Below are 12634 nucleotides of genomic sequence, written 5' to 3' on the forward strand. Positions count from 1 at the left end.
GCGCGCGGCGCCGGCATGATGCGGCGAGCCGTGCCGGGCTCCGCCGGCCGGGGCGCGGCCGGCGGCTGCGCCGGCCCGCCGCCGCAACGGATTCAGGGGTTGCCCAGCGCGTGGGCCTCGCGGGCGAGGGCCGTGATGGCGTCCCATTGGCGGGCCTCGACGGCGGCCGCCGGAGTCAGCCAGGAGCCGCCCACGCAGCCGACGTTGGGCAGGGCCAGGTACTGGGCGGCGTTGCCCGCGTGAATGCCCCCCGTGGGGCAGAAGATCAGGTCGGGCAGGGGGCCGTGCCAGGCCTTCAGCAGCGCCGCGCCCCCCACGGCCTCGGCCGGGAACAGCTTCTGCACCAGGAAACCCAGCTCGGCCGCGCGCATGGCCTCCGACGCCGTGGAGACCCCCGGCAGGAAGGGTATGCCCGAGGCGTGCGCGGCGCGCGCCAGGTCTTCGGTGAGGCCGGGACTGATGCCGAAGCGGGCGCCGGCGCGCACGGCGGCGTCCAGCTGCTGCGGCGTGCGCACGGTGCCCACGCCGACCACCGCCTCGGGCACCTGGGCCCCGATGGCGGCGATGGCGTCCAGCGCCGCCGCCGAACGCAGCGTGATTTCCAGCGTGCGCACCCCGCCCGCGACCAGCGCGCGGGCCAGATCCACGGCCGTGTCCGGGTCGCGGACCACGATGACCGGCATGACGGGGCTGAGTTCGATCAGTTCGAGGGCGTTCATGGGCAGGAGGGCGCGGGCGCCGAAGCGGTGAATGTAGCCATTCTACATGCGAAAGAGGATGGCATCGATGTTTTCACGATCGTGATATTCCGGCTACTTTTCCGGGGAACCTTTCCGGGGAACCTTTCCGGATGATCCTTCACGGATGATCCTTCACGGATGATCCTTGCCGGATGATCCCTCACGGATGATCCTTCACGGATGAGCTGTGCCGGATGGATTTTTCTGGATGAGCCTCCCCCGCCGGCCTTTCCCGGCCGGATCTTCCGCAGCCGGCCCTTTCGGGAGAGCCTTGCCGGGAACTTCTTTGGCGAACACCTTCCGCGCGGCCCCTGCGGGGCGCGCCGGATTCCAGGATCGCCGTGGGCTAAAATCGCTCCCCATGAACGCACCCTTGCGCCCGCCCGGCGCGGCACGGCCCGCGCGCCCGCCCGGCCTGGACGGGAAGGCTTCCCGATGACCGCGTCCCTGATCGCCCTGGTGCCCGCCGCCGGCATCGGCGCGCGCGCCGGCGCCGCCGACGGCCGGCCGAAGCAGTACCGCGCCCTGGGCGGCGAGCCCATGCTGCGCCATGCCGTGCGCGCGCTGCTGGCCGATCCCCGCATCGCGCAGGTCCGGGTGGCCGTGGCGCCCGGCGATCCCTGGGCGGACGAGGCGCTCGCGGGCCTGCCGCGCACGGTCTGGCGGCCCTGCGGCGGCCCCACGCGCGCCGAGACGGTGCGCGCCGCCCTGCGGGACGCGGCCGCCGACGCGGCCCTGGCCGACGACACCTGGGTGCTGGTGCACGACGCCGCCCGGCCGGGCCTGCCGGCCGACGCCCTGGCGCGCCTGATCGACGCCTGCCTGTCGCGGGACCGGGGCGGGCTGCTGGCCCTGCCGGTGGCCGACACGGTCAAGCAGGCCGCGGATGCGCCCGCCGATCACGCCCGCGTGGCGCGGACCCTGCCGCGCGAGGGCCTGTGGCTGGCGCAGACGCCGCAGATGTTCCGCGCCGGCGAGCTGCGGGCGGCGCTGGACGCGTGCGCCGGCGACCCGCGCGTGACCGACGAGGCCTCGGCGGTGGAGCTGGCCGGCGCGCCGGACCGCGCGCCGCTGCTGGTGCGCGGCGCGCGGGCCAACGACAAGCTGACCTGGCCGGAAGATTTCGCCTGGTTCGAGGACCGGCTGGCGGCGCGTGGTGCGCCGCGCGTCCGCTGAACGGCACCCCACTGGAGCACGCCCCCCATCATGACGTCCCCCTTTCCTTTCCGCATCGGCCAGGGCCACGACCTGCACGTCCTGGCCGAAGGCCGGCCGCTCATCATCGGCGGCGTGCGCATCCCCCACGACCGGGGCCTGGTCGGCCATTCGGACGCCGACGTGCTGCTGCACGCGATCACCGACGCGGTGCTGGGCGCCGCCGGGCTGGGGGACATCGGCCGCCATTTCTCCGACCGCGATCCGCGCTGGGCCGGCGCCGACAGCCGCCTGTTCCTGCGCGAGGCCGCGCGCCTGGCCCGCGCGGCGGGCTGGACCGTGGTCAACGTGGACGCCACGGTGCACGCGCAGGCGCCGAAGATCGCGCCGCACGCGCCGGCCATGGCCGCCTGCATCGCCGGTGAATTGGGCATCGAGGCGGCGAGGGTGAACGTCAAGGCCAAGACCAACGAGGGCCTGGGCTACCTGGGCCGGGGCGAGGGCATCGCGGCCAGCGCCGTGGCGCTGCTGGCCCAGGTTTAAGGGGCTACAGCTACAGCGTACCGCCCCCGATGGGGCGGTTGCAGGCGCACAGCTCGTCGGTGAGCAGCGCGTCGAGGACGCGCAGGGTTTCCTCGGGGTTGCGGCCGACGTTGAAGTTGTTGACCGACACGTGCTGGATGATGTTGTCCGGATCGACGATGAAGGTGGCCCGCAGGGCGACGCCCTCGGATTTTTCGCGGATGCCCAGCGGATCGACCAGCGCGCCCGCCGTGTCGCTGAACTGGTAGTGATTGAGCTTGTCGAATTCGGGGCTGGCGCGCCGCCAGGCGAGCTTGACGTATTCGTTGTCGGTCGAGCCGCCCATGAGCACGGCGCCGCGCGCCTCGAATTCCTCGGCCAGGGCGTTGAAGCCGAGGATTTCCGTCGGGCAGACCTGGGTGAAGTCCTTGGGGTAGAAGTAGATCACCTTCCATTTGCCGGGGAAGGACGATTCCGTGATGTCCTCGAAGGCCGAGACGCCGTTTTCCTCGTGCTGATTGAATCCCGGCTTGACGCCGGTGACGCGGAAGGCCTCGAGCTTGTCGCCTATGGTTTTCATCGGGGCTCCTGAGATGAGTACGGCCATGGGGGCCGCCGCCTCATTCTACGCCATGGCTCCGTCCGCGCGGGCCGGTGCGCATCGGCGCCGCGCTACCCCTTGGCCTTGGGGATCTCGATGCGCGCCAGCAGCCCATGCGGGATGTTGGGCGCCAGGGTGAACTTGCCGCCCACCTGGCCCAGCAGCCGCTCGACGATGGACAGGCCCAGGCCGGCGCCGCTCACCCCGGTGCGGGCGGATTCGCCGCGCGCGAAGGGCCGCAGCAGCCGCTGGATGTCGGTCTGGGGGATGCCCACGCCCTGGTCGCGGACCTCGATGGTGAGCTGGTTGCCGGCCTGGTAGGCGACCAGCCGGATGTGGGCGCGCCCGTCGCTGGCGCTGCGGCCGTAGCGCCGCGCGTTCTCGATCAGGTTGCTGACGATGCGCTTGAGGTCGTTGGCGCTGATCCGCGCCTGCAGGCCGGGCTGGATGGAGGCTTCCAGCTCGCCGCCCAGGGATTCGGTGTGGCTGCGCTCGCGCTCGAACAGGTCCCGCAGCACGGAGGACACGTCGACGCCGGTTTCGGGCACCTGGCCGGCCGGCCGCGCGTATTCCATCAGCTGGCCGATGCTGTGGTTGATCTGGGCCAGGTCCTCGTCGATGGCCTGGCGGGCCTCGTCGGTCATGTGGCTCATCTCGATTTCCAGGCGGATGCGCGCCAGCGGGGTGCGCAGGTCGTGGGAGATCCCCGCCAGCATGATTTCCCGGTCGGCCTCGTTCTGCCGCAGGTCGCGCGCCATGCGGTTGAAGGCGATGTTCATGTCGCGGATCTCGACCGGCCCCTTTTCCGGCAGCGGGGTGGGGGTCTCGCCGCGCGCGAGCTGCTGGGCGACCTTGGCCAGCTGGGCCAGGGGCTGGTTGATGAAGCGCACGCTGATGGCCGCGCCCAGCAGCGCCAGCATCAGGGACGCCGCCACCCAGCCCAGCCATTCGCGGCCGGTGGTCAGGCGCAGCTGGTCGCGGTCGAAGACCAGCCAGTACAGGTCCTCGTTGATGTTGAAGCTGATCCAGATGCCGGGCACCTGGTTCACGGACCACATGATGGCCGTCTGGCTGCCCAGGCGGTTGCGGATCTCGCCGGACACGTTGGTCCAGTAGTCGGAGTGGGGCAGGGGCTCGAGCACGTCGGAACGCTCGCGCGGCTGGACGCGCAGGCTTTCCTGGGTGGCCAGGTCCAGCAGCAGGGAGGGCCGCACGGGCGGCGGCGCGTACACCAGGGCCGAGCGCGTGATGCTGACCGTGGTGGCGATGCGCTGCGCCAGCTGCGCGGCGCGCGGGCCTTCCTCGATGTTGAAGACGATCTGCAGCCACGCCCCCAGGCTGACCAGCATCAGCGAGGCGATCAGCAGGAAGGACCGGCTGAACAGCCCCAGCCGCAGCCGGAGCCGGATGCCGTGCCGGAGCCGCCTCGAAAAAGTCATGGATGCCTGCACCTGGATGCTGGACGCGGGTGCGCGGCCCGCGGGAGGGAAGAGGGCCTACTGGCCGCCGTCGGGCACGAACACGTAGCCCAGCCCCCAGACCGTCTGGATGAAGACCGGCTTGGAGGGGTTGGGCTCGATCAGCTTGCGCAGGCGCGAGATCTGCACGTCCAGGCTGCGGTCGAAGGCTTCGTATTCGCGGCCCCGGGCCAGTTCCATGAGCTTGTCGCGCGACAGCGGGACCTTGGGGTGGCGGGCGAAGACCTTGAGCACGGAGAATTCGCCGGTGGTGATGGGCACGGCTTCGCCGTTGCGCGTCAGGGTGCGGGTGGAGAGGTTCAGCACGTAGGGGCCGAATTCCACGGATTCGTTTTCCTGGCTGGGGGCGCCGGGGTGTTCTTCGGTGCCGCGGCGGCGCAGGATTGCGTTGACCCGGGCGAGCAGCTCGCGCGGGTTGAAAGGCTTGGTGAGGTAGTCGTCGGCGCCCATTTCCAGCCCGACGATGCGGTCGATTTCCTCGGCCTTGGCGGTCAGCATGATGATGGGCGTGTTGTCGTGGCTGCCGCGCAGGCGGCGGCAGATGGACAGGCCGTCCTCGCCGGGCAGCATCAGGTCCAGCACCAGGAGATCGAAGTGTTCGCGTTGCCAGAGCTTGGCCATTTCCTTGGCGTCCTCGGCGACGTAGACATTGAAACCCTGCTCGGACAGGTAACGGCGCAGCAGATCGCGCAGCCTGGGATCGTCGTCGACGATGAGGATCTTGCGGGTGAGGGTCTGGGTTTGCGTGTTCATGCGGAAAATGTAACAGGGTCGGGAAATGGGCACCAGCGCTTATCACAACAAATTACACAATAAGCGTTTGGTCGTCGTTTGGGAAACAGGAATAAGCGCCACCCTTGGCCTCTCCTTTAAAATGGCCGGGCCATGGACGATTTTCACATTCTCGCGTTTGAAACATCAAGCACTTTGTGCGGCGTCGCGCTGCTGTCCCGGACGGCCGGCCGCACCCGGCTGCGCACGGCCCAGCACGAGGGCCGCGGCGCGCACGCCGAGCGCATCCTGCCCATGGCGCAGGGGCTGCTGGACCAGGCCGGCCTGGCGCGGCGCGACCTGTCGGCGATCGCCTTCGGCCAGGGGCCGGGGGGCTTCACGGGGCTGCGCGTGGCCTGCGGCGTCGCCCAGGGCCTGGCCGTGGCGCTCGACGTCCCCGTGCTGCCGGTGGATTCCCTGTGCGCGGTGGCGCTGCAGGGGGCCGGCGAGGACCCGGCGGGGGTGCACGTGGTGCTGCAGGACGCGCGCATGAACGAGGTCTACGCCGCCGCCTACCGCGCGGGCGGCGCGGACTGGGTCACGCTGCAGGCGCCGGCCCTGCTGGCGCGCGCCGACGTGGCGGACTGGGCCGCGCGCGAATCGGCCGGCTGGGGCATGCGGGCGGGGGCGGCTGGACGGCGCATGGCGATGCGCTCGACGTCTTTCCCGGCCTGGCGCGCGAGCTCGAAGCCCTGGGCGCGCGGCGCGCGGCCGCGGCGCCGGAGGGCGCGCACGCCCAGGCCGGCACCATCGCCCGGCTGGCGGAGCAGGCCTGGCGGGAAGGGCGGGCGGTGGACGCCGCCCTGGCCTCGCCCGCCTACGTGCGCGACAAGGTCGCCTACACCACGGTCGAGCGCGCCGGCGGGCTGGGGGGCAATCCCCAGGTGGATGCGGCGGCCCTCACCCTGCACGACATGACGGCCGCCGACGTCGACGAGGTCGCCGCCATCGAGAGCCGGGTGCAGTCCTTTCCCTGGACGCGCAAGAATTTCGCCGACGGCCTGGCCGCCGGCTATCGCGGCTGGGTGGTGCGCCGCATGGGGGCGATGCTCGGCTTCGCCCTGGTGATGGATGCCCCGGACATGGCGCACCTGCTGGTCATCGGCGTGCGCCCCGACGCGCAGCGCCAGGGCGTGGGCGAGCGCCTGCTGCGCCGCTGCATCGACCATTGCCGCCAGGCCGGCCTGCCGGCCCTGACGCTGGAAGTCCGCCCCAGCAACGAACGCGCCATCGCCTTCTATCGCCGCCACGGCTTCGCCCAGGTGGGACTGCGGCGTGGCTATTACCCGGCCACCCAGGGACGCGAGGATGCCTGGATCATGACCCTGGCCCTGGCGGCGGACGCCGCATGACGCCGCGCGTCCCGCTGCGCCCGGGCCAGCTCGCCTGGCTCGCCGAGATCGGCCTGGACACCCACTGGCTGGCGGAGCGGCCGGCGCCGGCGCCCGCCGGGACCGGTGCCGTCGATGCCGATGCGGTCGATGCCGATGCGGTCGATGCCGATGCGGTCGATGCCGGTACCGTCAATGCCGATGCCGCCGTCGAAACCGCAGCGCGCACCGGAGCTGGATTCCGCGCTCCCTCGCCCCCCGTGCCGGCTCCCGGCCCGACGCGCGTGCGCGCTCCGGCCGGGCTCGCCGTGCCGCCCGCGCCGGCCGCCGACGCCGCCGCGCCGGCGGATTGCCCCGACCTGGCCGCGCTGGACGCGGCGGTGTCGGCCTGCCGCCGGTGCGAGCGCCATGGCCAGCGCGTGCGGGCGGTGCCCGGGGCGGGCGAGGCGGTCCGGCCGTACTACCTGATCGTCGGCGAGCAGCCCGGCATCGAGGACGACGCCAGCGGCCGGCCCTTCCAGGGCGACCAGGGCCGCCTGCTGGCGGCCATGCTGGCGGCCGCGCGCCTGCCGCAGGGGGAATCGGCCTACCTGACCCATGTCGTGAAATGCCGCGCCGTGGGCGGACGCGAGCCGTCGGCGCAGGACATCGCGGCCTGCCTGCCGTGGCTGCGCCGGCAGATCGCCCTGCTGCGGCCGCGCTGGATCCTGGCGCTGGGCCGGGTGGCCGCGCAGGCGGTGATCGGGACGGATGCGGACCTGGACGCCTTGCGCGGCGGCCCTCACCGGCACGTGCCCGGGCAGGGCGAGCCGATCCCGGTGTGGGTCACCCACCCGCCTTCTTCGCTGCTGGTGCGCTCCGCCTGGAAGGCCGAGGCCTGGCGCGACCTGGCCGGCCTGGCCGCCGCCGTCCGCGAGGCGGAAGCGGCCGCCCCCGGAACGGGGGCTGATCGGGTTTCGTCGGGACGGCGGCCGGGGTCCATGCCAAGGCCGATGGTTCGAGGCCGCTGGCCGTGAATCAGTTCAGCGCCGTGCCGTGGCCCGGCTGCCCGATCATCTGGCTCAGTTCGGGGTGGGCGCGGTGGTTGAGCCGGTTCCACTGGATGAAGACCAGCATCAGGCAGGCCACCAGGATGCCGAACAGGGCGATGATCAGGTTGATCGACAGGCCCAGCCACAGCATGAGGCTGTACATGGCCAGCATCAGCAGGATGTTCAGCTGCTCGTTGAAGTTCTGCACGGCGATCGAATGGCCGGCCGACAGCAGGACGTGGCCGCGGTGCTGCAGCAGGGCGTTCATGGGGACCACGAAGAAGCCCGACAGGCCGCCGATCAGCAGCAGCAGGCAGTACACCGCCCAGGGCGCGTAGACGGCCGGCATCAGCAGCACCACCAGGCCCATCACCACGCCCACCGGCAGCACCGCCAGCGCGCCGCGCAGCGGCACCCGGCCGGCGCAGATCGCGCCGATCACGGTGCCGAAGGCGGCCACCCCCATCAGCACCGAGGCCTGGTCCAGGCGGTAGCCCAGGTGCTGGGCGCCCCACTCGATGACGATGAACTGCAGGGTCGCGCCCGCGCCCCAGAACAGGGTGGTGACCGCCAGCGAGATCTGGCCGAGCTTGTCGGTCCACAGGATGCGGACGTAGCGGGTGAAATTGCGGATCAGGGCCGCCGGATGGGTTTCCTGGCGGGGATAGAAGGCGTGCGTGTCGGGAATCAGCAGGTTGCAGAGAGCGGCGGCGACGTAGACCAGGCCGATCATCAGGATGGCGCTCTGGGCGGCGTTGTCGGCCAGGCGGTCCACCCACTCGAAGGACATCAGCCAGGCCGAGACCGCCGGGCTGATGAGCACCCCCCCCAGCACGGTGCCGACGATGACCGACAGCACGGTCAGGCCCTCGATCCAGCTGTTGCCCTTGACCAGCAGCTCGGGCGGCAGCATCTCGGTGACGATGCCGTACTTGGCCGGGGAATAGGCGGCCGCGCCGATGCCGACGACGGTGTAGGCCACGAAGATCAGCACCAGTTGGTGGCCATGGGCGAGCCCGAACGCGCCGTAGCTGAACATCAGCAGACAGCCGCAGGTCTTGAGCGCGTTGGTGGCGAACATGACGCGGCCCTTGGGGAAGGCGTCGGCGAAGGCGCCGACGAAGGCCGCGAGCACCACGTAGGCCAGGGCGAACCACCACTTCATCATGGGGGCCATCCAGTCCGGGCCGCTGAGGTCGGCGATCAGCCCGATGGCGGCGATGAGCAGGGCGTTGTCCGCGACGGACGAAAGCGCCTGCGCGGCCATGACCATGTAAAAGCCCTTGTTCAATCGCGGACCCCGAAGTGGTTGACGAAGGGGGCGGCCGCCGCGAGGCGCGCCCGTAAAAAAGAGTTGCAGTATAGCGGGTCGCCGCGCGGGCGGCGGCGCGCGCGGGCCGTCGCCCGGACCCGGTGCGTTATCATACGCTGTCATTCACGCGCCACGATTTTCCGTCCGCCTCAGCACCGTGCGCCTCACGCAGATCAAACTTGCCGGATTCAAGTCCTTCGTGGATCCGACCGTGATTCCCACGCCCAGCGAGCTGGTCGGCGTGGTGGGTCCCAACGGCTGCGGCAAGTCCAACATCATCGACGCCGTGCGCTGGGTGCTGGGCGAGACCAAGGCGTCCGAACTGCGCGGCGCCTCGATGCAGGACGTGATCTTCAACGGCTCGGGCCAGCGCAAGCCGGCCGCGCGCGCCTCGGTCGAGCTGGTGTTCGACAACAGCCAGGGCCGGGCGGCGGGCCAGTGGTCCACCTTCGCGGAGATCGCCGTGCGCCGGGTGCTCACGCGCGACGGCGCCAGCAGCTACTTCGTCAACAACCAGCCGGTGCGCCGCCGCGACATCCACGACATCTTCCTCGGGACGGGGCTGGGCACGCGCGGCTACGCCATCATCGGCCAGGGCATGATCAACCGCCTGATCGAGGCCCGCCCCGAGGAGCTGCGCGTCTACCTCGAAGAAGCCGCCGGCGTGTCGCGCTACAAGGAACGCCGCCGCGAAACCGAGAACCGCCTGAGCGACACGCGCGAAAACCTCACCCGGCTGGAAGACATCCTGCGCGAACTCGCCGGCCAGCTCGAAAAGCTCGAATCCCAGGCCCGGGTGGCGGCCGACTACCGCGCGCTGCAGGCCGAAGGCGAACTCAAGCAGCACGCCCTGTGGCTGCTGCGCGAGCAGGCCGCGCGCGAAAGCCGCCAGACCCTGGCCGTGGAAACCGAACGCGCCCAGGCCGAGCTGGAATCGGCCGTGGCCGGGCTGCGCGCCCTGGAGTCCGACCTGGAAACCCGCCGCGCCGCGCATTTCGAGGCCAGCGAGCGGGCCCACCAGGCGCAGGGCCGGCTGTTCGAGGCCGGCGCCCAGGTCAGCCGCCTCGAAGCCGAAATCCGCCACGTGGTCGATTCGCGCAACCGCCTGCAGGTCCGGCGCGCGCAATTGCAGGCCCAGCAGCAGGAATGGGGCGACCAGCGCGCCCACAGCCAGGCCTCGATCGAGGACACCCAGGTGCAGATCGAGGAAGCCGAGGCCCGCGCCGAACAGCTCGCCGAGCAGGCGCAAAGCGCCCAGGACGGCCTGCCGGAACTCGACGCCCGCCTGCGCGGCCTGGCGGCCCAAAGAGACGAATGGCGGCGCGCCCTGGCGCGCACCGAACAGGACCTGGCGCTCGCCGCGCAGTCCCAGCGCGACGCCGACGGCCAGTGGCGCGCCCTGGAAGACCGCCGCGCGCGCCTCGAAGCCGAGCGCGCCGCCCTGGGCGCGCCGGACCCGGCCGAACTGCAGCGCTGGGCGGGGGAATGCGCCGTCGCCCAGGAACGCCTGGAGGAAGCCCAGGCGCGGCTGCTCGAACTCGAATCCCGCCTGCCGGACCTGGAGGCCGCCCGGGCCGAGGCCCTGCAGGCCAGCCAGGCGGCCCGGCTGGACCTCGAAAGGCTCGACGCGCGCCGCCAGGCCCTGATCGCGCTCCAGGAAAAGATCCAGTCCGAGGACGCGCTGGAGCCCTGGCTGCAGCGCCAGGGGCTGGGCGGCCTGACCCGCCTGTGGCAGCAGCTGCGGGTCGAGGCGGGCTGGGAAACCGCCCTGGAAGCCGTGCTGCACGAACGCATGAACGCCCTGGGCCTGCGCACGCTGGACCACGTGCGCGCCTTCGCCCAGGACGCGCCGCCCGCGCGCCTGGCCTTCTACCAGGTCCCCGAGGCGGCCGCGGCGCCCGCGCCGGCGGGGCCGGACGCGCCGCGCCTGCTGGATTTCGTCCAGGCGCGCGATGCCGCCCTGCAGGCCCTGCTGGCCGTGTGGCTGCGCGACGTGCGCGTGGCCGACGACCTGGGCGCCGCCATCGCCCGGCGCGGCGAGCTGCCGCCGGGCGGCGTCTGGGTGCTGCGCGACGGCCACCGGGTCGATGCCTGCAGCGTGCGCTTCTACGCCACCGATTCGGAGCAGGCCGGCCAGCTGGCGCGCCGCCAGCAGATCGACAACCTGGCGCTGGAGATCCGCGCCGCCCGGCTGATCGCCGACCAGGCCCTGGACGCCCATGCCCAGGCCGACGCCGCCTGCCGCAACCTCGCTCAGGCGCTGCAGCCCGCGCGCCAGCAGATCGCCGAGCGCATGCGGGCGCAGCACGACGCGCAGATCCGCCACCAGCAGCTCAGCCAGCAGGCGGCGCAGTCCGACGAGCAGTCCCGCCGCCTGGCGCGCGACCTGGACGAGCTGGCCGGGCAGCAGGCCGCGCTCGACGCGCGGCGGGCCGAGGCCGAGGCCCGCTTCGAGTCCCTGGACCAGGTCCTGGCCGAACAGCAGGAACGCCTGGCGGAGCTGGACCTGCAGGCCGAGGACCTGTCGCGCCAGGCCGAGCAGGCCCGCCAGCGGGGCCGCGACCAGGAGCGCGCCGCCCAGGAAGCCGAATACGCCGTGCGCACCCTGCGCCACCGGCTCGACGAACTGCGCCGCACCCTGCAGCTGGCCGAGGAACAGGCCCGCCGTTCGGGGGCCGAGCTCGAATCCCTGCAGGGCGAGCTGTTCGAGCTGGACGAATCCATGGCCCAGGCCGGCCTGCAGGACGCCCTGGAAACCCGGGCCGCCTGCGAGGACGCCCTGCGCGAGGCGCGGCTGGAGCAGGAGCGGGCGGCCGCCGCCCTGCGCGAGGCCGACGAGGGCCGGCTGACGCTGGAGCGCGGCCTGGACCCCCTGCGCGCGCGCATCACCGAGCTGCAGCTCAAGGAACAGGCCTCGCGCCTGTCGGTCGAGCAGTTCGCCGAGCAGCTCGACGCCCGCCAGGTGGACCGCGACGCCCTGCGCCGCCACCTGGACGAGCAGCCGCCCCCGTGGCGGCGCCTGGACTGGCTGCAGTCCGAAGTCCAGCGCATCACGCGCGGCATCGAAGCGCTGGGCGCCGTGAACCTCGCGGCGCTCGACGAGCTGACGGCGGCGCGCGAGCGCAAGGGCTTTCTCGACGCCCAGCAGGCCGACCTGCTGGCCGCCATCGACACTCTGGAGAACGCCATCCGCCGCATCGACCGCGAGACCCGCGAGCTGCTGTCGCAGACCTTCGAGACGGTCAACGGCCATTTCGGCGAGCTCTTTCCCCAGCTGTTCGGCGGCGGCGAGGCCCGCCTGACCATGACCGGCGAGGAAATCCTGGACGCCGGCGTTCAGGTCATGGCCCAGCCGCCGGGCAAGCGCAACAGCACCATCCACCTGCTGTCGGGCGGCGAAAAGGCCCTGACGGCGACGGCCCTGGTGTTCGCCTTGTTCAAGCTCAATCCGGCGCCGTTCTGCCTGCTCGACGAGGTCGATGCGCCGCTGGACGACGCCAATACCGAACGGTACGCGAACCTGGTGCGCGGCATGAGCGGCCAGACGCAGTTCCTGTTCATTTCACACAACAAAATCGCCATGCAGATGGCACGGCAGCTGGTCGGGGTGACCATGCAGGAGCAGGGCGTGTCGCGGATCGTGGCCGTGGACATGGACTCGGCCCTGCAATGGGCGGCCGAGGCGGCCTGATC

The 12634-nt window shown here is 72.0% G+C and carries 11 protein-coding genes; 6 read left to right on the forward strand and 5 right to left on the reverse strand.

Annotation, left to right across the window (positions count from 1 at the left end; translation table 11 throughout):
* Positions 1-92: 92 nt before the first annotated feature.
* Positions 93-719, reverse strand: a complete 627-nt coding sequence (gene eda / locus BN940_RS04950; RefSeq protein WP_043680786.1) for a bifunctional 4-hydroxy-2-oxoglutarate aldolase/2-dehydro-3-deoxy-phosphogluconate aldolase — start codon at positions 717-719, stop codon at positions 93-95.
* A 456-nt stretch (positions 720-1175) separates the two neighbouring features.
* On the opposite strand from eda, the gene BN940_RS04955 reads away from it, so the two are divergent.
* The gene (locus tag BN940_RS04955; protein WP_052355619.1) at positions 1176-1916 is read left to right on the forward strand and encodes an IspD/TarI family cytidylyltransferase; all 741 of its coding nucleotides are present in this window, start codon (positions 1176-1178) and stop codon (positions 1914-1916) included.
* Positions 1917-1946: 30 nt separating this feature from the next.
* On the forward strand, positions 1947-2438 hold the full coding sequence (gene ispF / locus BN940_RS04960; RefSeq protein WP_043680789.1) for a 2-C-methyl-D-erythritol 2,4-cyclodiphosphate synthase: 492 nt from the start codon (positions 1947-1949) through the stop codon (positions 2436-2438).
* A 10-nt stretch (positions 2439-2448) separates the two neighbouring features.
* On the opposite strand, the gene BN940_RS04965 is transcribed toward ispF, so the two are convergent.
* The 3 genes from BN940_RS04965 to ompR form a co-directional block, all read right to left on the reverse strand.
* Entirely contained in the window at positions 2449-2997 is a 549-nt protein-coding gene (locus tag BN940_RS04965) for a peroxiredoxin (protein WP_043680791.1), read from the reverse strand.
* A 92-nt stretch (positions 2998-3089) separates the two neighbouring features.
* The gene (locus tag BN940_RS04970; RefSeq protein WP_043680794.1) at positions 3090-4457 is read right to left on the reverse strand and encodes an ATP-binding protein; all 1368 of its coding nucleotides are present in this window, start codon (positions 4455-4457) and stop codon (positions 3090-3092) included.
* A 57-nt stretch (positions 4458-4514) separates the two neighbouring features.
* On the reverse strand, positions 4515-5249 hold the full coding sequence (ompR, locus tag BN940_RS04975; protein WP_043680797.1) for an osmolarity response regulator transcription factor OmpR: 735 nt from the start codon (positions 5247-5249) through the stop codon (positions 4515-4517).
* 132 nt (positions 5250-5381) lie between these two features.
* On the opposite strand from ompR, the gene tsaB reads away from it, so the two are divergent.
* From tsaB to BN940_RS04985, 3 genes are read left to right on the forward strand one after another with little or no spacing between them, the layout of a single operon-like run.
* Positions 5382-6185 carry a tRNA (adenosine(37)-N6)-threonylcarbamoyltransferase complex dimerization subunit type 1 TsaB gene (gene tsaB, locus BN940_RS20215; protein ID WP_338075602.1) on the forward strand — a complete coding sequence of 268 codons (804 nt, stop codon included), beginning with the start codon at positions 5382-5384 and terminating at the stop codon, positions 6183-6185.
* Positions 6182-6619, forward strand: a complete 438-nt coding sequence (gene rimI / locus BN940_RS20220; RefSeq protein ID WP_338075610.1) for a ribosomal protein S18-alanine N-acetyltransferase — start codon at positions 6182-6184, stop codon at positions 6617-6619. The genes tsaB and rimI overlap by 4 nt, the downstream gene beginning before the upstream one ends.
* Positions 6616-7614 carry a uracil-DNA glycosylase gene (locus tag BN940_RS04985; protein ID WP_052355620.1) on the forward strand — a complete coding sequence of 333 codons (999 nt, stop codon included), beginning with the start codon at positions 6616-6618 and terminating at the stop codon, positions 7612-7614. Before rimI ends, BN940_RS04985 begins: the two co-directional genes overlap by 4 nt.
* A 1-nt stretch (position 7615) precedes the next feature.
* Here the strand turns inward: BN940_RS04985 and lplT are convergent, their stop codons facing one another.
* On the reverse strand, positions 7616-8920 hold the full coding sequence (lplT, locus tag BN940_RS04990; protein ID WP_043680800.1) for a lysophospholipid transporter LplT: 1305 nt from the start codon (positions 8918-8920) through the stop codon (positions 7616-7618).
* Between the two features lie 178 nt (positions 8921-9098).
* Between lplT and smc the strand changes: the two genes are divergently transcribed.
* Entirely contained in the window at positions 9099-12632 is a 3534-nt protein-coding gene (gene smc, locus BN940_RS04995) for a chromosome segregation protein SMC (RefSeq protein ID WP_043680803.1), read from the forward strand.
* Positions 12633-12634: the final 2 nt, after the last annotated feature.

It is taken from the genome of Castellaniella defragrans 65Phen (genome assembly GCF_000612685.1).
GTDB lineage: Bacteria > Pseudomonadota > Gammaproteobacteria > Burkholderiales > Burkholderiaceae_B > Castellaniella > Castellaniella defragrans.

Bases quoted from the DNA above. Each gene is read 5' to 3' on its own strand.
- BN940_RS04955 (WP_052355619.1), top strand. From the start codon at position 1,176: ATGACCGCGTCCCTGATCGCCCTGGTGCCCGCCGCCGGCATCGGCGCG.
- ispF (WP_043680789.1), top strand. From the start codon at position 1,947: ATGACGTCCCCCTTTCCTTTCCGCATCGGCCAGGGCCACGACCTGCAC.
- BN940_RS04970 (WP_043680794.1), bottom strand. From the start codon at position 4,457: ATGACTTTTTCGAGGCGGCTCCGGCACGGCATCCGGCTCCGGCTGCGG.
- ompR (WP_043680797.1), bottom strand. From the start codon at position 5,249: ATGAACACGCAAACCCAGACCCTCACCCGCAAGATCCTCATCGTCGAC.
- tsaB (WP_338075602.1), top strand. From the start codon at position 5,382: ATGGACGATTTTCACATTCTCGCGTTTGAAACATCAAGCACTTTGTGC.
- BN940_RS04985 (WP_052355620.1), top strand. From the start codon at position 6,616: ATGACGCCGCGCGTCCCGCTGCGCCCGGGCCAGCTCGCCTGGCTCGCC.
- eda (WP_043680786.1), bottom strand. From the start codon at position 719: ATGAACGCCCTCGAACTGATCGAACTCAGCCCCGTCATGCCGGTCATC.
- rimI (WP_338075610.1), top strand. From the start codon at position 6,182: ATGACGGCCGCCGACGTCGACGAGGTCGCCGCCATCGAGAGCCGGGTG.
- BN940_RS04965 (WP_043680791.1), bottom strand. From the start codon at position 2,997: ATGAAAACCATAGGCGACAAGCTCGAGGCCTTCCGCGTCACCGGCGTC.